At 63.9% G+C, this 23,165-nt stretch carries 23 protein-coding genes and 2 tRNA genes; 6 read left to right on the top strand and 19 right to left on the bottom strand.

The window, feature by feature from the left end; genetic code table 11:
• Nucleotides 1-110: 110 nt before the first annotated feature.
• Entirely contained in the window at nucleotides 111-1,358 is a 1,248-nt protein-coding gene (locus IVB47_RS08865; protein ID WP_247461086.1) for an NAD(P)/FAD-dependent oxidoreductase, read from the top strand.
• 93 nt (nucleotides 1,359-1,451) lie between these two features.
• Here the strand turns inward: IVB47_RS08865 and IVB47_RS08870 are convergent, their stop codons facing one another.
• The 4 genes from IVB47_RS08870 to IVB47_RS08885 are packed head-to-tail and all read right to left on the bottom strand — an operon-like array spanning nucleotide 1,452 to nucleotide 4,550.
• A complete protein-coding gene (locus IVB47_RS08870) occupies nucleotides 1,452-1,859 on the bottom strand; it encodes a DCC1-like thiol-disulfide oxidoreductase family protein (RefSeq protein WP_247461088.1) in 408 nt (135 codons plus the stop codon).
• Nucleotides 1,859-3,178 carry an SDR family oxidoreductase gene (locus IVB47_RS08875; protein WP_247461090.1) on the bottom strand — a complete coding sequence of 440 codons (1,320 nt, stop codon included), beginning with the start codon at nucleotides 3,176-3,178 and terminating at the stop codon, nucleotides 1,859-1,861. Before IVB47_RS08875 ends, IVB47_RS08870 begins: the two co-directional genes overlap by 1 nt.
• Nucleotides 3,179-3,186: 8 nt before the next feature.
• Entirely contained in the window at nucleotides 3,187-3,654 is a 468-nt protein-coding gene (locus IVB47_RS08880; RefSeq protein ID WP_027566326.1) for a DUF2269 domain-containing protein, read from the bottom strand.
• A complete protein-coding gene (locus tag IVB47_RS08885; RefSeq protein WP_027566325.1) occupies nucleotides 3,651-4,550 on the bottom strand; it encodes an alpha/beta fold hydrolase in 900 nt (299 codons plus the stop codon). Before IVB47_RS08885 ends, IVB47_RS08880 begins: the two co-directional genes overlap by 4 nt.
• Before the next feature lie 262 nt (nucleotides 4,551-4,812).
• On the opposite strand from IVB47_RS08885, the gene IVB47_RS08890 reads away from it, so the two are divergent.
• Together IVB47_RS08890 and ppa are read left to right on the top strand one after the other, a co-directional pair.
• The gene (locus tag IVB47_RS08890; RefSeq protein WP_007598725.1) at nucleotides 4,813-5,322 is read left to right on the top strand and encodes a GNAT family N-acetyltransferase; all 510 of its coding nucleotides are present in this window, start codon (nucleotides 4,813-4,815) and stop codon (nucleotides 5,320-5,322) included.
• Nucleotides 5,323-5,499: 177 nt separating this feature from the next.
• Nucleotides 5,500-6,036 carry an inorganic diphosphatase gene (gene ppa, locus IVB47_RS08895; RefSeq protein ID WP_027566324.1) on the top strand — a complete coding sequence of 179 codons (537 nt, stop codon included), beginning with the start codon at nucleotides 5,500-5,502 and terminating at the stop codon, nucleotides 6,034-6,036.
• A gap of 130 nt (nucleotides 6,037-6,166) precedes the next feature.
• On the opposite strand, the gene folD is transcribed toward ppa, so the two are convergent.
• The 3 genes from folD to IVB47_RS08910 are packed head-to-tail and all read right to left on the bottom strand — an operon-like array spanning nucleotide 6,167 to nucleotide 7,717.
• Entirely contained in the window at nucleotides 6,167-7,051 is an 885-nt protein-coding gene (gene folD, locus IVB47_RS08900) for a bifunctional methylenetetrahydrofolate dehydrogenase/methenyltetrahydrofolate cyclohydrolase FolD (protein ID WP_247461092.1), read from the bottom strand.
• Nucleotides 7,052-7,061: 10 nt separating this feature from the next.
• A complete protein-coding gene (locus IVB47_RS08905; protein ID WP_027566322.1) occupies nucleotides 7,062-7,406 on the bottom strand; it encodes a DUF167 domain-containing protein in 345 nt (114 codons plus the stop codon).
• 20 nt (nucleotides 7,407-7,426) lie between these two features.
• Entirely contained in the window at nucleotides 7,427-7,717 is a 291-nt protein-coding gene (locus IVB47_RS08910; protein ID WP_007598721.1) for a YggT family protein, read from the bottom strand.
• 188 nt (nucleotides 7,718-7,905) lie between these two features.
• On the opposite strand from IVB47_RS08910, the gene IVB47_RS08915 reads away from it, so the two are divergent.
• A tRNA-Ala gene (locus tag IVB47_RS08915) sits at nucleotides 7,906-7,981 on the top strand.
• Nucleotides 7,982-8,097: 116 nt separating this feature from the next.
• Here IVB47_RS08915 and IVB47_RS08920 read toward each other — a convergent pair.
• The 7 genes from IVB47_RS08920 to IVB47_RS08950 form a co-directional block, all read right to left on the bottom strand.
• Nucleotides 8,098-8,910: an enoyl-CoA hydratase gene (locus tag IVB47_RS08920; RefSeq protein WP_247461094.1), complete on the bottom strand. Its 813-nt coding sequence runs from the start codon at nucleotides 8,908-8,910 to the stop codon at nucleotides 8,098-8,100.
• 97 nt (nucleotides 8,911-9,007) lie between these two features.
• Nucleotides 9,008-9,802 carry a glutamine amidotransferase gene (locus IVB47_RS08925; RefSeq protein WP_247430097.1) on the bottom strand — a complete coding sequence of 265 codons (795 nt, stop codon included), beginning with the start codon at nucleotides 9,800-9,802 and terminating at the stop codon, nucleotides 9,008-9,010.
• A 127-nt stretch (nucleotides 9,803-9,929) separates the two neighbouring features.
• Nucleotides 9,930-10,709 (bottom strand): SDR family oxidoreductase, encoded by a 780-nt coding sequence (locus IVB47_RS08930; protein WP_247461096.1) that lies wholly within the window; start codon nucleotides 10,707-10,709, stop codon nucleotides 9,930-9,932.
• A 225-nt stretch (nucleotides 10,710-10,934) separates the two neighbouring features.
• Complete coding sequence (locus IVB47_RS08935) at nucleotides 10,935-11,423, bottom strand: TerB family tellurite resistance protein (protein WP_027566318.1); 489 nt, start codon at nucleotides 11,421-11,423, stop codon at nucleotides 10,935-10,937.
• 307 nt (nucleotides 11,424-11,730) lie between these two features.
• Nucleotides 11,731-13,140, bottom strand: coding sequence for an adenylate/guanylate cyclase domain-containing protein (locus tag IVB47_RS08940; protein ID WP_027566317.1), 1,410 nt, complete (start codon nucleotides 13,138-13,140; stop codon nucleotides 11,731-11,733).
• 50 nt (nucleotides 13,141-13,190) lie between these two features.
• The gene (locus tag IVB47_RS08945; protein WP_247461098.1) at nucleotides 13,191-14,558 is read right to left on the bottom strand and encodes a cytochrome P450; all 1,368 of its coding nucleotides are present in this window, start codon (nucleotides 14,556-14,558) and stop codon (nucleotides 13,191-13,193) included.
• A 34-nt stretch (nucleotides 14,559-14,592) separates the two neighbouring features.
• Nucleotides 14,593-15,960 (bottom strand): hydrolase, encoded by a 1,368-nt coding sequence (locus tag IVB47_RS08950; RefSeq protein ID WP_247461100.1) that lies wholly within the window; start codon nucleotides 15,958-15,960, stop codon nucleotides 14,593-14,595.
• 172 nt (nucleotides 15,961-16,132) lie between these two features.
• Between IVB47_RS08950 and IVB47_RS08955 the strand changes: the two genes are divergently transcribed.
• Nucleotides 16,133-17,821, top strand: a complete 1,689-nt coding sequence (locus IVB47_RS08955; RefSeq protein WP_247461102.1) for an MFS transporter — start codon at nucleotides 16,133-16,135, stop codon at nucleotides 17,819-17,821.
• A 25-nt stretch (nucleotides 17,822-17,846) separates the two neighbouring features.
• On the opposite strand, the gene IVB47_RS08960 is transcribed toward IVB47_RS08955, so the two are convergent.
• Together IVB47_RS08960 and IVB47_RS08965 are read right to left on the bottom strand one after the other, a co-directional pair.
• Complete coding sequence (locus IVB47_RS08960; protein ID WP_247430085.1) at nucleotides 17,847-18,059, bottom strand: hypothetical protein; 213 nt, start codon at nucleotides 18,057-18,059, stop codon at nucleotides 17,847-17,849.
• Between the two features lie 166 nt (nucleotides 18,060-18,225).
• On the bottom strand, nucleotides 18,226-18,552 hold the full coding sequence (locus tag IVB47_RS08965; RefSeq protein WP_247285455.1) for a hypothetical protein: 327 nt from the start codon (nucleotides 18,550-18,552) through the stop codon (nucleotides 18,226-18,228).
• 253 nt (nucleotides 18,553-18,805) lie between these two features.
• On the opposite strand from IVB47_RS08965, the gene IVB47_RS08970 reads away from it, so the two are divergent.
• Nucleotides 18,806-19,852, top strand: coding sequence for a polysaccharide deacetylase family protein (locus IVB47_RS08970; protein ID WP_247357311.1), 1,047 nt, complete (start codon nucleotides 18,806-18,808; stop codon nucleotides 19,850-19,852).
• Nucleotides 19,853-19,928: 76 nt separating this feature from the next.
• Here IVB47_RS08970 and IVB47_RS08975 read toward each other — a convergent pair whose 3' ends face one another.
• The 3 genes from IVB47_RS08975 to IVB47_RS08985 form a co-directional block, all read right to left on the bottom strand.
• Nucleotides 19,929-20,318, bottom strand: a complete 390-nt coding sequence (locus IVB47_RS08975; protein WP_247461104.1) for a hypothetical protein — start codon at nucleotides 20,316-20,318, stop codon at nucleotides 19,929-19,931.
• 215 nt (nucleotides 20,319-20,533) lie between these two features.
• The gene (locus IVB47_RS08980; protein ID WP_247461106.1) at nucleotides 20,534-22,510 is read right to left on the bottom strand and encodes a hypothetical protein; all 1,977 of its coding nucleotides are present in this window, start codon (nucleotides 22,508-22,510) and stop codon (nucleotides 20,534-20,536) included.
• 505 nt (nucleotides 22,511-23,015) lie between these two features.
• Nucleotides 23,016-23,091, bottom strand: a tRNA-Thr gene (locus IVB47_RS08985).
• Nucleotides 23,092-23,165: the final 74 nt, after the last annotated feature.

Consider the following 23,165-nt stretch of genomic DNA (forward strand, 5'->3'; position numbering starts at 1 on the left):
CGGTTCGACCACAAATGTCTCTGGAATACTGGATCACCCGCCTGCGCGGGTGATGACAGCTGTTCTTGAGGCGGCTTCAGCACTCTTCGCGAACGTGCTAGAGCCCGCGCATGAGTTCCCTTCCCTCCTCGGTCGACGTCGCGATCATCGGTGCGGGCGCCGCCGGCCTCGGCGCGGCGCATGCACTGGCAGGCTCCGGCCTCTCCGTGATCGTGCTGGAGGCGCGTAACAGGCTCGGCGGCAGGGCCTGGACGGTGCAGGCCTCGCCCGAAGTCACCTTCGACGTCGGCTGCGGGTGGCTGCACTCGGCAGACAACAACTCCTTTGTCGCGGTTGCAAAGCAGCTCGATTTCGAGGTCAACAAGGACCTCCCGCCCTGGCGCGAGCGCGCCTATGGCAATGCGTTTCCGAAAGCCGAGCGCGATGATTTCATGCGCGCAATGGACGCCTTCTATGAGCGGCTGTGGAAGGCCGCCCAGAAGGGCAAGGACGTCCCCGCGAGCTTGAGCCTGGAGCCCGGCAATCGCTGGAATCCCATGATCGACGCGATCTCGACCTACATCAACGGTTGCGAACTGAAGGACATGTCGACGCTGGACTGGGACGCCTATGAGGACAGTGCCCTCAACTGGCGCGTCCGCCGCGGCTACGGCGCTCTGATCGCGGCCTATGGCGCGCCATGCCCGATTGCGCTGAACTGCAGCGTCACGCTGATCGATCATTCGGACAAGCGCATCCGCATCGAGACATCGCAGGGCACGCTGACCGCGGACAAGGTGATCGTCACCGTGCCGACCAATCTTATCGCCAATAAGGCCATCCGCTTCTCGCCACCTCTCCCCGCCAAGGTCGATGCCGCGGCCGGCCTGCCGCTCGGGGTCGACGACAAGGTGACGTTGGCGCTCGAGGACGCCGAAGCCTTCCCGAAGGAAGGTAATTTGCGCGGCGCCACAATGCGCACCGACATGGGCACCTATCATATCCGCCCGTTCGGCCAGCCCTGCATCGAAGGCTTTTTCGGCGGCAGCTTTGCACGCGAACTGGAAGACGCGGGCGACGGCGCCATTGCCGCGCAAAGCATCGAGGAGATCGCAGGCTTGCTCGGCAACGACATCAGGCGAAAGCTGAAGCCGCTCTGCGAGTCGCGCTGGGCGCACGACCCGTTCGCGAGAGGCTCCTACTCGCACGCGCTGCCGGGCCACGCCGGCGACCGCGCTGTGCTGGCGGCGCCGGTGGACGGACGGCTGTTTTTTGCAGGAGAAGCGACATCGCCGAATTTTTTCTCGACGGCGCATGGGGCGAGGGATTCAGGGGAGCGGGCGGCGAGGGAAGTGCTGGGCGTTCTGGGCAAACCGTAACCGCACGCTCGTCATTGCGAGCGCAGCGAAGCAATCCAGCTATTTCCGCGGCACGGATTCTGGATTGCTTCGCTGCGCTCGCCGCAAGACGAATTACTCGATCACCCGCGCCCGCAAGTCGGCATCCGGTACGACGCACGAATCATACTTGCCGAAGATGCGGTAGCGGTTGCGCGCGACGAGGTTGTAGAGCGGGTCGCGCAACGCTTTCGGCACAGCGAATAGCATGCTCACCCAGCCCCAGCCGGGGAGCTGCGACAGCACCGTCAGCGCAGCGTCGGATTTCATGAACACCGCGCCGCCATGAACCACGGCATTGGTGTCAGGATCATCCGGATCGATGCCGAACGTGCGTGCGAGCCGGGCGCCATAGTCCGACTGGATCGGCGTGAAGCGAAACCTCTTCCCCGTATCGCGCGCGGCGACGAAGCGGACCCAGCGCGAGCAAAAAATGCAGACGCCGTCGAACAAGATCACGTCATCGTCGGGCCATTTGGGCATCAGCGATTATCCAACATCAAAAGCGCGACAAGCATCAGCACGATGGCCGGTCCCGTCTTCACCAGTGCGCCGAGCGGCTCGATCCAGAGGTCCGGCGTCAGGATCGCGGCACCAAACATATAGCCCAGCGAAGCCAGGATGCCCCCGACGAGTCCGATCGCAGCGGTGCGACGGACGGCAATCAGCACGCCAAGGCTCATATCCATCAGGCTGGTGCCGATGGTGATGGGATCGACCAGCGCCGACGGAAAATTGTGCGCAGTCAGTATCCCGGCGGCGGCGCGATAGGACACGAACAGCGCGATGCAGCCGGAGACGCACCAGAACACGACAAGGCTTGCGAAGATCAGCGTCTTGACCAGGAACAGCCGCGCGAACCACTTATCCTGGATCGTGGCGGGGTGGCGGCCGACCCTCTGAGCCAGTGATTTCGGCACGATGCCCGTGGCGGCGATCCATGCCGAGGGATCGCCGCTCACGCCGCGGCGCAGCTCGGCGATGGCCGTGGAGCGCATCGGCGGCATCCAGCCAAGATAGTTGGCGACGTCGCCGCCTTTCGCGCCGAGATCGAGCATGAAGGACGGCATCGCGACGCGCAACCAGCCGGCCGTGCCGAACGCGATACGAAACTGCTCGATGACGCCAGCCATTGTGATCGGTTCGACCTGCATCGGGTCCCAGTTCACGGCCTTCACCGATGCGTCATCGATATCGCGCGCGGCAAGCCAGGCAATGGTGGCGGAAATATCCTCGACAGCAACGGGCTGGAACGGCGTCGCCATCTCCTTCTCCGGCAGGTCGAGCGGAAAGGCCGCAAGCGCGCGGAGCATCGCACTGCCGCCATAGGCCGACGGCGCGACCACGAAACCGGGCCGCAGGATGGCGTGGGGAAGGCCGGAAGCCGCGATCATACGTTCGGCCTCACGCTTCGTTGTTGCGAACGCGGTTCGATCCTCGCCCGCGGTCCCGGGAATCGAGATGTGCACCAACCGGATCGCACGGCCGCTGCCGCCAATCGCCTGAAGCAATCGTGCGACGAGATTCCGATGCACCGCGTTGGTGTCGCTGCCGGGTCCGTCCTGGAGCACACCGAGGCAGTTCACGACGACATCGACCGCGTACTTGCCGAGGAGGTGCGCCAGCGCGGCTACCTCGAGCGAGAGGATCGGCAGCTCGATGTCCAGCGTGCTCATCTTGTGGGCGGGCGACAGGCTGCGCGCCACCCCGATCACGCGAAATCCCTGCGCGCGAAGATCGTCGGTGACATAGCGACCGATCAGGCCTGAGGCGCCGAGCACGAGAATGGTTCGCTGGCTCATGACCCTCCTCAAAACGGTTTTGCGATCATCAGCCAGAGGATCAGCATCGTGGCGCCAAAGCCGGGAAAGCCGAATGCGAACCAGCGGCGGAACAGAACAAAATAGCGCTCCGGAAGCGCACCGCGCTGCTCGGCGGCCTTACGCGCGAGGTCGCGCATCTCGATCTGCATGAAGATCACGGGGATCCAGAACAAGCCAGCAATTGCATAGAGCGCAAGGGAGGCGAGCAGCCAGCGCTCGGCGACCGACGTTGCCGAGAGCATCATCAGCAGGCCGCCCGTGACCGGCTGGAGGATCACGGCGGACAATGTGAAGATCGCGTCGGCGATCACGACTACCGAAGCGGTGCGCGCGATGAACGCCACGTCGTTCGTCCGATGTGCCATCAGCATGAAGAAGGCAATACCGGTTCCGGTGCCGAGGATGACGATAGCTCCGAGCACATGCAGATATTTGATGAGGAAATACAGCGTCATGGCTTCTTGGTCACCACGGGCTTGGGCAGGTTCAACCCACGCGCAAGCTCGGCACTCGCGGCTTTGACGCCGGCCTCGGTTTCGATCATCCAGTGGCCCTCGCTACCGACGGCCGGCGTCGTCCGGAAGTCGACCTTGCCACCGCCACCGCGAAACGCATCGACCAACGCACGCGAAAATGCCGGTGCAAAGTAGCTGTCATTGGCGGCAACGAGCCACGTGATGGGGATGCGCGCGGCCTTGCCGAATTCAGCCGCCGCGGCGAGAAGCGTATGCGGCGCGCAGATCCGGTTCGGCTCGTCGTTGGCATGGCCGCCGCGGCCCGGCGCAATGGCGATGATGGCGGAGATCGCCTTCGGATCGGCATTCGCGAGCGCCAGCGCGCCCCAACCGCCGGCGGAATGTCCGATCACGAGCGCGGCGTCGTTCCGGATAAAATCCTGCTTTCGCACATAGTCCAGCGCGAGCGCGATTTCGTCGGCCGTTGCGCGGCCCGAGCGCGCATAGTCCGCCTCGTCGCAGCCACCCTGGTCCTCGACATAACGGCCGCCTGTTACGCCATGGCCGAGCCGTTCCGGCACCAGCACGGCGAAGCCGCGCGCGATGAGGAACGCAGCGAGCGCGCGGTATTCCGGCTGAGACATTTGCGCGCGCCGCAACCCATTTTGCGTCGAAGCATGCGCGATCACCGCAAGCCGGAACGGGCCGGCACCCGGCGGGCGAAACAGCAAGGCATGAGCGGCGATGTCGGTATCCGGCGACGGCACGTGCCATTGCTGACGGCGAAACGGATCGCCCTCCGCTCCGGACGAACCAAAAATGACCTGAGCGCACACAGGCGGCGCAGTCAGCAAGGCCAACAGAGCCAGGAGCACGAGAATGTTGAGGAGCCGCATGAATGGCCGGAGGCGAGAACAGCGACAGTTAGACTAGTAGGAACGAATCAATATCGGCAGACTTTCTGCGTTGCCATTGCCGTTCATTCGTTGCCGCAAAGCAGTTTTGCACCGACGCAGAGCACCCCGGTGCCATTCGAATCGGCGTCTTGTCTTTTTTCGGTACAACATGGTTCAAATACTGATGCAGAAAGTCCACAGGTTAACCGATAATTAAGGATAGGTCTTGCCGCCGGCGCGGCGACTTGGTTTGATCACGTCCATGAGCACAACCCTGATCGAGGTCCGGCCGGCCAAAGCCGCAGATGCAACTGCGGTGGCGTCCACCCATGACGAAGCCTGGCGCTCCGCCTATCAGGGCATCATTCCCGGCGCCGAACTGGAAAAGCTGATCAACCGCCGCGGTCCGCAATGGTGGGACAGCGCGATCCGCAAGGGCAGCCGCGTCAGCGTGCTGGTGTTCGGCGACAAGATCGCAGGCTACGCCAATTACGGCCGCAACCGCGCCCGCAGCCTGCATTTCGACGGCGAGGTCTACGAGCTCTATCTGCGTCCCGAATTCCAGGGCCTGGGCTTCGGCCGCCGCCTGTTCACCGCGGCCCGCCGCGACCTGATGCAGAGCGGCCTGAAGAGCATGGTGGTGTGGGCGCTCTCGGACAACGATCCGGCCACCGAGTTCTACCGTGCCTTGGGCGGCCGCATGGTGGCGCGCTCCTCGGAGCGTTTCGGGCCGAAGTCGCTCGACAAGGTTGCCTTCGCTTGGACCAATTGAGCTGCTGAAGTCCGGCCGGCAGCAATTCCCTTCCGTCGATACCGCTGCCTTTTGAGCCGGTGATCGCCGGATTCATTATTTCACAAAAACGCGATGGATCAGCGGGCCAAGCCCGCGTATGACAGCGCCAAAATCGCTGCCGGGTGCGATTTAACCTCGGCAACAACGGAGCCTTGAATGCGTATCGATGCGATCTCGATCGGGAAAAACGTCCCCCACGACATCAACGTCATCATCGAAGTCCCCGTGGGCGGTGAACCGATCAAATACGAGATGGACAAGGAAGCCGGCACGCTGGTGGTCGACCGCTTCCTCTACACGCCGATGCGTTACCCCGGAAACTACGGCTTCATCCCGCACACGCTGTCCGATGACGGCGACCCCTGCGACGTCCTCATCATCAACACCCGCGCCATCATCCCCGGCGCGGTCATGAGCGTGCGCCCGGTCGGCGTTCTGTTCATGGAAGACGAAGCCGGCGGCGACGAGAAGATTCTGGCGGTGCCTTCGTCCAAGCTCACCCAGCGCTACGACAAGGTGAAGTCGTATTCCGACCTGCCGGACATCACGCTCCAGCAGATCCAGCACTTCTTCGAGCACTACAAGGATCTCGAACCAGGCAAGTGGGTGAAGATCCTGCGTTGGGGCGGCCCCGAGGATGCGCACAAGCTGATCCTCGAAGGCATAGATCGCGAGAAGAAGAAGAACGGGTAGGTCTTGTGTCCCGGACGCAGCGCACCGTGACGACGCGCTGCTGAGCCGGGGCCAGTACTGCGGTGCCATGCGTCCCGGTTCAGCGTCGCGTCATTTCATGCCGCGCCGCGTCCGGGACACGAGAGTGGCGTTACACCGCCGGTTTCGGCAGCCCTGCAATCGCGCAGGCCGCGCGCAACGTGTTCACCAGCAGACAGGCGACTGTCATCTGACCGACGCCGCCGGGCACCGGCGTGATCGCGCCAGCCACTGCGAGCGCTTCCTGATAGGCAACATCGCCGACGAGACGCGTCTTGCCGTCGTCCTTCGGGATCCGGTTGATGCCGACGTCGATCACGGTCGCCCCCGGCTTCAGCCAATCGCCGCGCACCATCTCGGACTTTCCGACCGCGGCGTAGACGAGGTCTGCGCGCTTGACGAGCCCGGGCAGGTCGCGCGAGCGCGAATGCGCGATGGTCACCGTGGCGTTCTCGTTCAGCAACAGCTGCACCAGCGGGCGGCCGACGAGGTTGGATCGGCCGATGACGATGGCGTTCATGCCTTCGAGCGAAGCATGCACGCTCTTGGTCAAAATGATGCAGCCGAGCGGCGTGCAGGGCGACAGCGCCTCGAAACCGCCGGCCAGGCGGCCGGCATTGTTCGGATGCAGCCCATCGACATCCTTGGCGGGATCGATGGCATTGACGACGGCCTCGGTGTTGAGGCCCTTGGGCAGCGGCAATTGCACCAGAATACCGTGCACGGCGGGATCGCGGTTGAGTTTTGCGACCAGCGCCAGGAGATCTGCTTGCGAGACGTCGGCCGGCAGCTTGTGCTCGAACGAGGCCATGCCGGCGGCCTGGGTCTGGGTGTGTTTCGAGCGGACATAGACCTCGCTAGCGGGGTCGCTGCCGACCAGGACCACCGCGAGGCCCGGTACCAGATTGTGCTCGCGTTTGACGCGTGCGACCTCGTCCGCGACGCGGGCGCGAAGTTCCGCGGCGATGACTTTTCCGTCGATGATCTTGGCGGTCATGTCAGTTCCCTCAGTCCGTCGATTTGGCTGATGCGAGCTGGCGCAGGGCTTCGCCGAGCCGCGCCGGATCGCCGTCGACCGCGATCTGCTTCAGCCGCGAGGTCGCTCCCGACAGGAGTTTGACGCTGGCCTTGGGCACGCCCAGCGATTTCGCCAGCAGCACCAGAACGGCCTTGTTGGCCTCGCCGCCATCGGCGATGGCGCGCACACGCACCTTGAGCACGCTGCGGCCATCGGAGAGCTGCTCGATCCCGTCGATGTCGTCGCGGCCGCCGCGCGGCGTTACCCGCAGCGCGATGCTGATTCCTGCGGCCCCGTAACGCCAAGGTTCCTTGATGACAAGGTTCTTTGGCAACCCGGGGCGCTCCAGCCTGCTTAGATCACGTTCGGGTAGATGTAATACAGGATCACCCGCTCGATGAACATGATGAGCAGGATCAGGATGATGGGTGAGATGTCGAGGCCGCCGAGGCTGGGCAGGAAATTGCGAATCGGCGCCAGGACCGGCTCCGTGATTCGGTACAGGAACTCCGCCACCGCCGACACGAACTGGTTGCGGGTATTTACGACGTTGAAGGCGATCAGCCAGGACAGGATCGCGGACGCGATCAGCAGCCAGACGTAGAGGTCGAGCACGATGATGACGATGTCGAGAACGGCACGCATGGCTTTTAAAAACTCTGGCTGCGGTCGGGATTGACGTCTTTTGCTAGATATCGGTTCCCCCCGGTCCAAACAAGGGAAGTCGGTGCCGGGATGGCTAAAACCGGGTTACAGCCGTCCTTGACTTGACCTTGGCGGGGACTTAAATGGCGCCCGGTTGTCGGCCGCATTGACCAGAGCGGCCTACAAAAGGGGCCATAGCTCAGCTGGGAGAGCGCGTCGTTCGCAATGACGAGGTCGGCGGTTCGATCCCGCCTGGCTCCACCAGCCTTCGCTCGCTTCGCGAGCTACGGCTCGGCAAGCCCGGAAGGTCTCTCGCAGCGAAGTAAGCGAAGGCTGCCGCGGCGTAGCCCGAAGGGCGAATCCGGGCTCCATCCGCCCCCCTACTTCCCCGTAAACCTCGGCGGCCGCTTCTCCATGAAGCTTGCGACCCCTTCCCGGAAATCGCTGCCGTTCAGCGCCACCATCATGTCCCGGTTGGCCGCGATCGTCGCCTCCGCCAGCGTCTGGAACGGCACCTCGTAGAGCTGCCGCTTGATCACGGCCATCGCGCTCGGCGAGACGAAATCGGCGAGGTCGCGCGCATAGGCATAGGTCTCCTCGCGGAGTTTCTCCGGCGAGCAGAGCCGGTTGACCAGCCCGATCCGCAACGCCTCGTCACTCGAAACGCGCCGCGCCGAGAGCAACAGATCCATCGCGTTGGCGTGGCCGACGATTCGCGGCAGCATCCAGCTGATGCCGTGCTCTGCGATCAATCCGCGCCGCGCGAAGGCTGTCGTGAACACCGTGTTGTCGGCGGCAAAGCGCAGGTCGCAATAGAGCGCGTGGACGAGGCCGATGCCGGCGGTCGCGCCGTTGAGCATGGCGATGACGGGCTTTCCGATCGACGGATAGAAGCCATAGCGCGTCTGCCAATCGGGCCGCCGGTTCATGTCGAAGGGCGGCAGGTTCGACGCGCGCCCGACATCATCGGGGTCGAGCCCCTTCAATGCGTCCATGTCGGCACCGGCGCAAAAGGCACGGCCCGCGCCGGTGATGACGATGACGCGGACATTGTCATCGGCGCTCGATGCTTCCATCGCATGGCGCACGTCGCGCTCCATGATGGGCGTCCACGCATTCATGCGGTCGGGACGGTTGAGCGTGATGGTCGCGACCTTGTCGCTGACCTCATAGAGAATGTGTTCGTAGGCCATGGCGCTCTCCCTTTGCTTGCCGGCACGCGTTCGCGCGCGCTCGTTGACAATGAGCCTAGCATACAAACGGATGAGAAGAGCTTGCGCTAAGGCGCGATCACTCGGCTGCTTGCGCCAGAACCGGTCGGCGCGTCAGCCAGCCGTCGATGAAGTGATCGAGCCAGGCGCGTTCGGCGGCATCGTAGACGGCACGATCCGCGAAATGATGATGCCGCTGCCGCGCGCCGGGCGCGCTTAGGCCGTCATAGCCGCGCGTGGTCCAGCGATGCATCATCGCGTAGGTCACGTCAGGATGAAACTGCACGCCGAAAGCGTTGCCGGTGCGGAACGCCTGCACCGGAAAATCGTCGCCTTCGGCAAGCAGTTCAGTGCCGACCGGCAACTCGAAACCTTCGCGATGCCAGTGATAGACCCGCGCCGGCCAATTCGGGCAGAGCCGGTGTCCCGCTTCTGTCGGGCGGATCGGGTAGTAGCCGATCTGGGTCAGCGCATCGGCATGCGGCGCGACGCGAGCTCCTAACTGCTTCGCCAGCATCTGCGCGCCGAGGCAGATGCCGAGGAACGGCCGCTGTTCGCGGAGTGGAATTTCGATCCAATCGATCTCGCGGCGGATGTAGTCGTCGGGATCGTTGGCGCTCATGGGACCGCCGAAGACCACCGCGCCGGCATGCTGGTCGAGGGTCTCGGGCAGCGGATCGCCGAAGCGGGGACGGCGGATGTCGAGGCGATGGCCGAGCGCGCGCAGCGCATTGCCGACGCGGCCGGGCGTCGAGGATTCCTGATGCAGGATGATCAGAACCGGCAACCGGGTTTCGGAGGCGGCGACGTTCGGCGTCCTTCTGGGGAAGGGCACCACTTCTGCGCCACCAAACCTGTTCGTCCGGAACGACATGGTCTCTGCGAGTGCTATCGGTTCAGACCGCCAGCATAACTAAGCGATCGTTAATTTCGTGTGAGTTTGCGCACACACACGCCCGATAGAAAGCAAGCTCCGGGCCACGACCGACCGAGAGCTCTCTTTACTGTCTTTGCCTCTGAAACCGGCTGGTAGCCGACAGGATGAAGCCGCGCGGGAAGAAGCGCAGCGCAAATGGCACGATCTTGATGCCCAGACCAGGGAGCACTGCCCGCTTGTTGGCCATCAGGCCGCGATAGGCCTGCCGTGCGACATCGGCGGCAGGAACATTGAGAAGGGCCGTATCATGGCCGGATCCAACGCCGGCGCGCGCCTGGAATTCGGTGGGCACCGGGCCCGGGCAAAGGACGGTGACGCGAACGCCGTGCGGTGCAAGCTCCGCCCGCAAGGCCTCGGTGAAGGAAATGACATAGGCCTTGGACGCGTAGTAGACCGCCATGCCGGGTCCGGGCAGAAAGCCGGCGACCGATCCGACGTTGAGAAGACCGCCCTTGTTCTTGATGAGCTGATCGGCAAAGCGCAGCGACAGATCCGTCAGGGCCCGGACATTGACATCGACGATGCCGAGCTGCTCGACGCGGTCTCGCTCGATTGCGTCACCGAATACGCCGAAGCCGGCATTGTTGACGAGATTGTCGAGCTCGACGCCTTCGGCGACGAGTGCGGCCGCGATCTTCTCGCCGGCATCCGCATCCTCGAGATCGCAGGCGATCACGATCGGCTTCTTGCCGCCCTTGGCGGCGAGCTCGTTCGCGAGCGCCTCGAGCCGGTCCGCGCGTCGCGCCGTCAGCGCAAGACGATGTCCGTTCGCGGCGAACACACGCGCCAGCTCCGTGCCGATGCCCGCCGAGGCACCGGTGATCAAGGTTACCCGCTCAGTCACGATCGAGATCTCTTCAATTGAAGTTTTTTGGCCCCGCAATGCTGGAACGAGAGCATAGGCCGAGCGCGACAGGCAAGCGGCGCTGGCAGCATGGCCACTTGAGCCGGTGACAGGGGGCGCAAAACCCCGAGATTTTACGGACGAATCCGGAGTCGAGACGGCCGGGGGCTACATTAAAGTTTCGTCATGTGTCGCCACAACCGTCAATTGGTTGTGCTGACGAGATCACCCACCGAGTGCGCTGTCCTTGACCTGACCACCGGCACGATCTGCGACCGCGTGCTTCAGGTCGATCCGGTCGCGCTGGGCGATCCCGAGCAGGTCGGAGGCGCGCCAGACCACATTATCCTCGAACTCGGTGACCTGGCCGTCGGCGTAGACCAGCTCCCACATCATCTGGACGACCCGCTTGCGGCCCTCTTCGTCGAGCGAGCGCATCATGATGCTGGTGAAGTGATAGAGGTCGACCGCCTCGCCCTCGACCTCCGTCGCATCCGCGATCAGACGATCGGCAGTGCCGCGATCGAGCCCGAAGTGGCTTTCGATCAGGCTATGCAATTTGCGCTGCTCGGCAGCCGTCGGCTGGCCGTCCAGCGAGATCACGTGAACCAGCAGCGCGGTCGCCGCCAGCCGGTAATCACTGTCACCGAATGCGCGGTCCTGGGCATGGGGAGCAACAATGTCGGCGATGAATTGGCGCAGGCCGTCGAGCATAAGGTCCTACCGAATCGATGAAGCCGCGGAGCGCGGCCGCTACCAGCATTATATGAGCAGGAAACTCAACCGGCGCAACGTGCGTCAGTTCCGCGCGACGCATTACGTTTCGGCAATCTGGAGCGTTGCCGGGCTGACGACAGAGGTTTGGCGCAAATTGCCTCCACAACGTCATTGCGAGCGCAGCGAAGCAATCCAGCTATTTCCGCGGCACGGATTCTGGATTGCATCTTTCCGCGATGACAGTCTGGATTGCTTCGTCGCAAGTGCTCCTCGCAATGACGCAGACCATGGTGATCGCCGCCCCTCACGGTATCTCGTACACCACCATCTTGTCGGCGATGCCGCGCAGTGCGGCCTGCTTCTGGATCGGCCTGATCTCGCGCTGCTTGAGGACTTCGGCGACCGCCGGTGCATCCAGCACCGGGCCGGTGATGTGGATCTCCTGCGCGGTCGAGAGGCTCTGCACGCGGGCGGCGATGTTGACGGTCTGGCCGAAATAATCCTGCCGCTCGTTCAGCATCACCGCGAGACACGGACCCTCGTGGATGCCGATCTTCACGATCAGATCGGCAGTGCCGCGCTTTTTGTTGAGCTCGTCCATCGCCGCGCGCATCCGCAAACCCGCTGCGATCGCATGCTCGGGACGGACGAAGGTCGCCATCACGGCGTCGCCGATGGTCTTCACCACCGCGCCTTTCTCGGAGGAGATGATCTCGAGCAGCGCATGGAAATGCGCGCGCACGAGGTCGAAGGCGACTAGATCGCCGACGCGCTCATAGAGCGCGGTCGAGCCCTTCAGATCGGTGAACAGGAAGGTCAGCGAGGTGATCTGGAGCCGCTGGTCGAGACTGAGATTGTCCGCCTTGAAGACGTCGCGAAACGTCTGGTTCGACAGCATCCGCTTGGCGGTAAGAAACGGTTTGCGCTTGCCGATGAGGTGATGGAGTGCCTCGGCCGCGATGAACACCGACGGCAGCACGCGCACGCCGGCCTGGTTTTCCAGCGACAGCCGCAGCGGGCCCGGCCGCATGGTCGTGGTTCCCGTCGGCGCCTGCACCTTGTTGTACATGATGGCGAGCTGCTGACGGTCCTTGGTCGGCTCGCCCTGCACGTCGATGAAATGGGCGGCGTGCGTCACCGGTTCGAAGATGATGATGAAATCGTTCGGCAGTTGCAGCGACATGGTCGCCTTCTCGCCGGCCGGCAGCTCCATCGTATCCAGCGTCACCTCGTTGGCGAGCGTCGCAAACGATTCCTTGTTGAAGTCGACGCCGGAGCTCCAGAATACCTGCTTGAAATACTCCCACACCGGCAGCGTATCGGGATCATGCGCCGCAATGCGCCGGACACGTGAATTGACGGTGAAGGAGACTTCGACCTGATCGTCGACCGAGGTCTTGTAGCCGCAGGCGCAGAGCGCGCAATGATACTCATCTGGCTTGAGCGCCTTGAGGGTCGAATGCGCGCCCAGCACGCCGCCGCAGCCCGGGCACAACACGTTCCAACCGAGATCGAACAGGCCGAGCCGCGCCGAATGCAGGAACGCCGAGATCACGCGCTCTTCGTCGAGATTGTGCTCTCTGGAGAAGTCCAGGACATTGACGCGGTTGAGCTCGTGATCCTCACCGTCTTCGATGAGGCGCGTGATCGCGTCGACCACTTTCGCATCGGCGGTCTGCTTCAGAACGGAAAACTGGGCCTGGATGTCGCTCATGGCGTAACTCTATCTGGTGTGGATCACGCCGTCGGCCAGGCGAATGCCTGTCACCGACGCGTGATGCGGAACAGCGGTGAACGGTCCGGCTGGGTCGTGACGACGCCGAGCGGGATGACAGGGCTGGTATCGGCAAGCTCGACACGGAACGCGCCGATCAGCCGGGCCAGCGCCAGCACGGATTCGGCTTGCGCGAAGGGTGCGCCGATGCACACGCGCGGACCCGCGCCAAAGGGCAGATAGGCAAACCGATCGGGCGCTTCCGTCGACATGAAGCGTTTTGGAATGAACGCGTTCGGCTGATCCCACAGTTTCTCGTGCCGGTGCAGCAGCCACGGCGCGATCATGATGATGTCGCCCTTGCCGATCTCGACGCCGGCCGCGTTGTCCTTCTCGCGCGCGGCCCGGGCGATCAGGAAGGCCGGCGGATAAAGCCGCATGGTCTCCTCGATCGCGGCGCGGGTGAACTTCTGGCGATCGATGTCGGCCATGCTGTCGAGATGCTCGCCACGGGTCTCGGAGGCGATCTCCTCCTGCGTATCGGGATCGAGCGCGAGCAGATAGAGCGCCCAGAATAGCGCGGTCGCCGTAGTCTCGTGGCCTGCGAGGATCATGGTCGCGACTTCGTCGACGAGTTGCTCGTCCGAAAAGCCCTTGCCGGTCTCAGGATCGCGCGCCTCGTCCATGAGATCGAACAGATCGCGCGGCGGCGCGCCGTCCTTTTTGCCCATCTCACGCCGCTCGGCGATCAGCATCGCGACGAATTCGGTCCAGCGCTTGCGGAAACGGGCGCGGGCAAAATCCATCGGGCTTGGCCAGGACAGCGGCAGCACCATGTCAAGCAAGTACGGCCGTCCGAGTCGGGCTCCATACTCCATGACGAAGTTGCGCAAGGTCCGACCATGACGGTCCATGCCGAACGAGAACATGGTGCGTCCGGCGATCTCCAGCGTCATCCGCTGCATGATCTCGCGCAGATCGACCGGCTCGCTCGTTTGCGCGTCGAGCTTCGCGATGGTCTCGTCGAGCACCGCCGTCATGTGCGGAACGAGATTTGCGGTCGCACGCGGCGTGAACGCCGGCGCGAGGGTGCGGCGCTGAAACGTCCACGAATGGCCCTCCGCAATCAGAAGACCGTCGCCGAGCACGGGACGAAGCATGCGGATGCCGGCCGGGGTGCGCGAATAATTCTCGTAATTGCTGAGCAGGACATGCCGGATCGCATCCGGCCGGTTCAGGATGAAACTGTTGCGGAAGAAGAAGCGGCCCTCGATGACGTCTTCCTCATAGGCGCGCTGCCCCCAGGTCGCGATCATGTTCCGCTTGATCACGGCAAGCCGGCCGAGGAACGACATGTCGTCGGGCGCACGCGGCGGCGTCGGAGGGACGATGGGCCGACGCACACTGGCGATGTTCATGGCTCGCTCCCGCAGAGGTGACGCAGGCAATTAGCTAGTAAGTCAGCTCGGCAATCGCAATCCTGTTCTCGGAGGCAGGCCAGGCGCGTGCCACAATTCGTTCTTCGCTAAATTGGGCCACGATGTTACGCCCGACCTCGCCGGCCGAAAGGCGCAGTGTTGCTGTCGAATCCGTGGGCACACCCGATTTGACGTCCGACGGCTCCTTGCCGTCGAGCAGCACCACGTCCCGCGGCAGGCCGAAATAACCGCGCGGGCGCGACATGATCACGACAGCCCCGGCGTCCTTGTCCGCGGGCCCGAGCGGACGCGCAGCGCGCAGATGCACCAGGTCGGACGAGCGCGGGAAGGGCGAGCGGTAGATGTGCGTCGTCGGCGCATCCGGCGCTGCGAGGGCAAATTCGAGCGACCAGGAAGGCTCGACCTGCGCCGGTCCCCAGCGGCCGTCGGCGCCGGTCTTCGCGCTGTACACGGCGCTACCCTTGCGCTCCCCGGTTTCAGGATCGACGCGAAAGACATCGACGGTTGCACCCGCCACCGGGCGATTGGTCGACACGCCGCCCGGTGTGCCCGTCACGAGGCCGCTCAGCCTGACGCTCTGCTCCGGCGCGATCGCGATGCGCGAGGGCTCGCGGCCGGCGATGAACTTATAGATCTCGCGGAAGGCCCGGGGGTGAAACGCCACCTCGCGATGATCGAGGGCGCCGAGCACGAGGTTGGTGGCCCCCTTCAACTCCGGACCTTCGACGCTGACGCCCGTTGGCGTACCGGGCTTGCCGATGAAACGGCCATCGGCCTGCGCGTATTTGTCCATGCCGTCACTGCGCAAGGTGAGGAAGGCAACACCCGGTGTCACTTCGCTCTCGCCATCGTTCAGGCTGCGCAGGAACGCGCCGCGACCGTTGAACTCGCTGTTCGGCTGGTCGTCGGTCGCGAACACGCCGTGATTGGGCGTGCCGCACAGCACGGCATGGCTGATATCGCCGCCGCCGCCGTTCTTGATCGCGTTTCGGATCGCGTAGCCGCCGCGCGAGCTGCCGACCAGTGCCACGCGGGCCGCGCCGGTGCGGCGCTTCAGTTCGGCTATGGCGGCGGCGAGCTCGCGGCGCTGGTCCTCGGTCGAGGAGCGGCCTGCCTGTTCGACCTTGTCGTCACTTCGTGCATTGGGATCGGTGAAATTGATCGCCGCCATGCGGTCGCGCGCGATACCGTTGGATTCCATCCGCCACAAGGTCGTCATCCAGAGCGCGTCGTAGTCGCCATTGCCGTGGACGAACAGGATCGGAGGCACCTCGCCCGGCCCGGCAGGTGAAGGTTGAGCCAATGCGCCCGTCCGCAGGCTCGCAACTGCGAAGGGCAAGCTGCCGGCCCCCTGCAAGATCATCCGTCGTGACAGCTTCATCTGTTCCTCCCCGGCAAAACCATCTCTTTGCACCGCTTATACCGGCCTAACCACTGGACAGCGAAGGACTTTCGCAGGCATCACTGAACTTGCCGGAATCGCCCAAAGACCGCTCCAAGACAACTTCAAGACAACTTCAAGACCACTTCTGCCAGCCCATTTGGAAGGGGACATGACCGAGCAGACGAACCGCCAGAAAATTGCGGCCGACGGCATCATGGCGCCGCTGCGGTACACCGTGTTCCGGCGCATCTGGCTCGCCAGCCTGCTCTCCAATCTCGGCCTGCTGATCCAGGGCGTGGGCGCCGCCTGGGCCATGACGCAGATGGCGGCCTCGGCGGACAAGGTGGCGCTGGTGCAGACCGCTCTGATGCTGCCGATCATGCTGATCTCGATGCCGGCCGGCGCCATCGCCGACATGTATGACCGCCGCATCGTGACCCTGATCGCACTCATGATCGCGCTGACTGGCGCGACCGCGCTCACGGTCCTGGCCTGGCTCAACTACATTTCCCCGGAAACGCTGCTCGTCTTCTGCTTCGTCGTCGGCAGCGGCAACGCACTGTTCGGTCCGGCCTGGCAGTCCTCGGTCAGCGAGCAGGTGCCGCCCGACGCCCTGCCGTCGGCCGTCGCGCTGAACGGCATCAGCTACAACATCGCGCGCAGCTTCGGCCCGGCGGTCGGCGGTGTCATCGTCGCCGCACTCGGTGCGGTGGCGGCGTTTGCGTGCAATGCGATCCTCTATCTGCCCCTGCTGGTGGTGCTGCTGCTCTGGCGGCGCAACACCGAACCATCGCGCCTGCCGCGGGAGAAGCTCAACCGCGCCATGGTGTCGGGCTTCCGTTACATCACCAATTCGCCGCCGATCAAGATCGTGCTGTTGCGCACGCTGGTGATGGGCCTGATTGGCGGCGCCATCATGGCGTTGATGCCGCTGGTCGCGCGCGATCTGCTGCATGGCGGCGCGCAGACCTACGGCATCATGCTCGGTGCCTTCGGGATGGGCGCCGTGATCGGTGCGCTCAACATCCACGAATTGCGCAAGCGCATGAGCGGCGAAGCTGCGATCCGCGCCTGCACCATCTCGATGGCGTTTGCGATGGCCGCTCTTGCCGTGAGCACTGAGCCGGTGCTGACCGCGGCTGCACTGGTGCTCGCCGGCGCGGTCTGGATGGCCGCCATTGCGCTGTTCAATATCGGCGTGCAGCTTTCGGCGCCGCGCTGGGTTGCGGGCCGCTCGCTCGCGGCGTTCCAGGCCTCGATTTCCGGCGGCATCGCGATCGGCGCCTGGGGCTGGGGCCATCTCACCGACTATGCCGGCGTCGAGGTCGCGCTGCTGACGGCCGCCGGCCTGATGCTGATCTCGCCGGTGCTCGGGATCTGGCTCACGATGCCGCGCGTCGGCGCCCGCAACGAAGACGCCGATGTGCTGGCCGATCCTGAAGTCAAGCTGTCGCTCACGGCACGCAGCGGGCCGCTGGTGGTCGAGATCGAATACCGCGTCGCCCAAGAGAACGCGCGCGCCTTTCACAACGTGATGCAGGACGTGCAACTCTCTCGGCAGCGCAACGGCGCCTATGGCTGGTCGATCGCGCGCGACATCGCCGATCCCGAATTGTGGACCGAACGCTACCATTGTCCGACCTGGCTCGACTATCTACGCCAGCGCAACCGCTCGACCCAGTCCGAACGCGCGCTGCATCAGGAGGCGATCGATTTCCACGTCGGCCCCGATCCGGTGCGGATCCGCCGCATGCTCGAGCGTCCGTTCGGCTCGGTGCGCTGGAAAGAGCAGACGCCGGACCAGGCAGCAAGTGAGGTGCTGCCCGTGGTCGCCACTGCGGCGGGAAGCAGCACGTAGGATTTTGCGAGTCCGTAACGACGCCTTATTGCCCGTGATCCGTCAGCACCTTGTCGCAGCCTTTGGTGAGCCGCGTACGGTTCTGCTTGAGGCAGGCGAGCACAGCCTGATCGCCATTGTTCATCACCGGGCGGCAGAAGCGCGTGACGTCGCGTGCGCAGGCGTCGTGACCGGGCTGCTGCGCTGACGCAGCCGATGCAAACAGGATCAATGGAATGATGAAAGGAAATCTGGTCATCGCGTAATGCCTCTTACCCGGAAGATGTGCGGGCGAAGCTAGAGCGACGATCCCGAGGCCGCAACGGCTTTATTGACAGGCGGGCCTGCGCCGCCGCGTGGCTCCGGCATTCACGCCGGGGCACATCGCGAGGGGAGCGAACCGACGCAACGAGCGATCGTTGCTGTTACTGACTGTCCTGGGCGTCAGCGACCTTGCGTGACGCGCCGCCCTTGGCGAGTTCCTTGTCCATCACGGTGCGGCAACCGGCGCTCAGATCCGAACGATGCTTCATCATGCACGCCGTGATCTTCGGGATGTTCGGGATTTCCGACGAACACAGGCGGAAGGCGTCGCCAGTGCACTGCTGCTGCGCTTCGGACGAGAAGGCGAAGCTCGAGCCGGTCGAGGCGATCGAGAGGATGGCGGCAAAGCCCAGAGCCAGGCTGGTGTCGCGGATCTTGCTACTTAAGGACTTGGTGTTCAGAGACTTGGTGTTCAGCGAGTTGGTCATTTGAAGCTCCCATTGGCACCGCTGGAAGCGGGCCCGTTGTTGATGGGATCGACCATGCTCCAGCAAAACAGTTTCCACTGTGATGACGGTCACGGGAGGCCCACCCTCTGTGACTATGGTCACGTTGGCGCACCTCGCTGAAATTCCTTCGTATCCGCTGCCGTGTTGGTGTCACGTTAACTGTTCCTTCGCATTAATGGCTCGGCGAGCGGGAAATTCCGCCGGTTTGGTTGCGTAATTGGAAAGAATGGCGATGCGTAATGCGTTGGGCCTGATGCTGGCCAGTGTAGTTGCGGCGGTCGTGATTGCCGCCGGCGGTTGGTTTTATTATTCCTCGCGCGCCGACCAGGCCGCTCCCAAGACAATTGCCGCCCGTGCCGCCGATCCATTGCCGGCACAGGCGAAGCTCGCCGCCAAGGACGACGTCGCGACCACGGCGACGATTGCGGCCAAGCCGGCCGCAGCCGCCCCGGCGCCTGCACCCGCACCGATGCCGGTGCAGCAAAAATCGACCTGCGCCAATCCCAACGCGCTCGGCGTCTCCCGGGTGGTCGAGATCGACACCACCGGCGGTCCGGGCTTCGGCTTCGATCATTTCAAGCAGTTCGACTTCCTCACCGACAAAGAGGTCGTGCTGACCTTCGATGACGGCCCCTGGCCGGTCAACACGCCCGCCGTGCTGAAGGCGCTCGCGGATGAATGCACCAAGGGGCTGTTCTTCTCGGTCGGCAAGCATGCGACCTACCATCCGGAAATCCTGCGTCAGGTGCTGGCCCAGGGCCACACGGTCGGCGCGCACACCTGGTCGCACGTCAATCTGAACGGCAAGAAGATGACGGAGCAAATGGCCAAGGACGAGGTCGAGAAGGGCTTCAGCGCAGTGAGGTTTGCGCTCGGCACCAATCCCGCACCGTTCTTCCGCTTCCCGCAGCTTCAGCACAATCCGGCGATCGTGAGCTATTTCGGCACTCGCAACGTCGCGATGTTCTCGACCGACATCGACTCCTTCGACTTCAGGAAGGGCGCGACGCCGGAGAAGATCATCGAGACCGTGATGACCAGGCTCGACAAGCTCGGCAAGGGCATCATCCTGATGCACGACTTCCAGAAGCACACCGGCGAAGCCATGCCGGCGCTGCTCGCGCGTCTCAAGGCCGGCGGCTACAAGGTCGTGCAGATGAAGGCCAAGACGACCTTCCAGACGCTGCCGGAATATGACGAGGCGCTGCTGAAGGACCTGAAGGTGCCGACCTCGAGCGCGCGTCCGATCGGGAGCGTGGTGCAGACGGTTTCGCAGTAACGCGTCAGTCCGATCCAAAACTCTTGCGTCATGGCCGGGCTTGTCCCGGCCATATGCTTTTTGAGAGAGCAGGCACTTACCAGTAGATGCCGTGGCGATGCAGCTCGCTGATGATGCGGCCTTCGGTCCAGCTGCGCTTGTGCTTCCGCTTGTCTGCCTTGGCCGTCGTCTTCGCGGCGGGTTGGGTCGTCGTCGCGGGCGCTGAGGCCGTGGTGGTCGTCGGTGTGGGTGTGGCGGCCGCCACGGGCGCAGCAAGCGAAACCGCCGGCGGGCGATCGAGATATTTCGGAGCTTCGGCGGCTGGCGCTGCTTCGCTCACCTGCGTCGGCGCGGCAGCAAGCGCCGGCGCCGTTTGCTGAACCGAAGCCGGCTCGCTCACCGCGGACAGCGACAGGCTGCGCGGGCCTCCGGCCTGGGCAGAGGCAGAGACCAGCACCATGGTGGCCACCAGAATGATCTTGCGCATATGAAATCTCCCCGTGTTTGGCGTGAGCTGGATACTAGGGGAGCCGCGCTCGGGGTAATGTGACGCGAATCACGCCGGCGGCATCCCTCGCATCTTCATTGGCTACCGCCGAACGCTCAGCTCCCGGATCGCAAAACCGAGACCACGGGGATCGCCGGAAAATGCGTGACGGCGTTGGTGTCCAATTCGACCACGAGCGTCTCGTCGCTTGCGAATCAATCCAACGGAAATGACAACGGGCCTGCGGGTACGACGCCTTTGTAGATCTCACGTCCATTGATCTTGACCAGGAATTCGTTTCCGGAGATCGGCATGGGCCACAATTCGAGCTTCAACGTGCGCGCCGGTATCAAAGGCTTGTTCGGAATCTCGAGGCGCGCGTTCGGCGATGCCCATTGCAGCGCACCGCCAGGGGTCATTTCCTTGCCGAAAAGACCGCGCGTTGCGATCCCCGGCGGATCTTCTGCGCCGACCTCAAGCACATTGCGTTGCCCATCCATGAATTCGCGCGAAGACCGGTCTGTGGCCACGGATATCAGCCGCTGCCCCGGATTGGCCGTGAGCCGTCCGGACGCCACCAGACAGTCGAACTTTTCAAAGCCTTCGGGAAAATACGGCCGCCCCGCCCTGTCGGGCCAGGACATGATTCGCGGCGCCGCCCAAGGCACACGAAGCTCCGCTGCGAGCCGGCGCAACAAATTGTGCATCATCGGATTCGCAACATCGATGACGAGTCCGTTGCAGCTCTTGATGTCCGCCGACAGGCGATTGTAGTCCCAGTCGAGAGACGTCGCCTTTTGCGCGTTGACCTGCGCGGCGGCGGTCGGAAGACCCGGAAGACCCGCGCCCACCGCTTGCATCACCAGCAGCGGCCGCAATATGCCGAGGCCGAGGTGAACAGCCACTACGACGGCAACGGCGGCAACGGCGCTTGGATTCCACCGCTTCGCAGCCAAGGGCGCCAAGGGAGCAACGACAAAAGTGAAGAGCATCGGCGTTGCCATGGCCAGGCCCTTGCCCGCGGCCCAGCCATGACCGGCCGCGAGGATGGCAATGGGTACGAGGCATCCGGCAAGGCTGCCTGCCAGGAGTCGAGCGGCGCTGCCGTCCGGATCGGCGCGCCAGATCGTCCACGCTGTTCTTGCAATCCCCCTCAACAGCACGAACAGAAAGCCATAGAGCAGCAATTTCCACGCGACCGCCACCGCGGCGGGCCAACCCGCCGACGGCAGCACCGCATAGAGGCCGAGACCCGCAAGCGCGGATTCGACGGGCAATGAGAACCAGGCGTTCGCCAGTTCTCCGATACGACTGTCGGGACTGGTGATGACAGCGAGAAAGTTCGCGTCGCTGCCAAACAGGTAACGCTGATAGTACTTCCACCAGTCGGGCGGGTTGATCGCTGCATGACTCAGCTGGCGGACGACATAGGCAACCGTGCCGGACCAGAGCGGGATGCACGCGAGCAGCGATATTCCCACACCCGCCGCCAAGCCTGACGCAGCCACGGGCAAGGCCTTGCGCGAGGCGCGTTGCCAGCAGCCCATCGCGGCCGCAACCGCCGCGGCGGGACCGTAGATCGTCAGCGATTCCGGGTAGAGAAAGAACGCGCCTGTCATCAAGGCCGCAAAGACCGCTCCCAACCGCATGATCGAGCCGGGCATCTGCCCAAAGCGATTGTGGTCGAAGGCGAAAGTCACGAATGCGAGCAGAAGCAGGAAGATCGGCTGCGTCGCAAGCTGCGACCAGGCGTTGATATCGAAGACGTACTGCTCGAAGAATCCAATCGTAAGCGCGGCGGCGCACGCAAACCCCAGCCAGCGCCGCATCGAGAGCGCGTTGACAAAGACGAACAGCGCCGCAAACAGCATGTTGAGCTGCATGCCGACCATATACGGATAGGCGCAATCGACGACATCGCCGCGACTGATGGCGGCGATTGCCGCATGGATCATCGACACGGCGCCGCGATAGTCGACGAACTTCAGCGCCATCACTGAAATTGGATTGGAGTTCGTCTCGTCGGCGCCCTGGACTGCCAGGGTTGCGTGGTCGAGCACCCGATACGAAACCGAGGAGCCCACGTACAGCATGTGATCGTAGACGTTGGCCTGGAAAACGCGGAAGCGCGCGCCTCCGGTCCAGCCGGGAGCAAGACACACCATCGCAATCGCCGCGACCGCGATCGCCATCGCAAGCCGGCGTCCGAACGATGGCTCGGGCCGCCGACGCAGCGCCGGAAAGCGCATTGCGGCGGCAATGACAAGACCGGCGATTGCCATCGCAAGCAGCGTCACCCATGGAGCGACGCCGGAGAGATACAGGACCGCGGTTCCTGCGGCGAGAAGGCCGAAGCCAAGCGGCGGCGCGAGCGCCCAGCGCACAGCAAACTGGTCCGACGGCAGAAGCAGGGAGAACGGAAGACCAATGGCGCCGCTCGTGAGCGCGACGAGCCCAACCACCAGGATATCGTGCATGCTGCCTCGCGCCGCCGCATTGCCTTTAGTTTCGGCCGTCCGGACGCGCTGTCAATCCAAGGCAAATGACCAAAGCGCGCGGCACGCGGGCCGCGAAGCATTGTCAGCTTCATGCATGATTTGGGATATTTCGACCTCGAGCAGAAAACCCTGCAACGTCTCGACTTAGGTCCGTTCCGCCACCAAAATCTTCGGGCCGGACGCTGGGGCGCTGGTGCGCTGGTGCCGCAAGAGGGATTCGAACCCCCGACCCCGTCATTACGAATGACGTGCTCTACCAACTGAGCTATTGCGGCGAACCTTGCGGGGGCCCGCGCGAGGCCGGTCCCGTTACGCGCGCTCCTGATATCGGGCATGGCCCGAATTGGCA

Source organism: Bradyrhizobium sp. 62 (genome assembly GCF_023073035.1).
GTDB lineage: Bacteria > Pseudomonadota > Alphaproteobacteria > Rhizobiales > Xanthobacteraceae > Bradyrhizobium.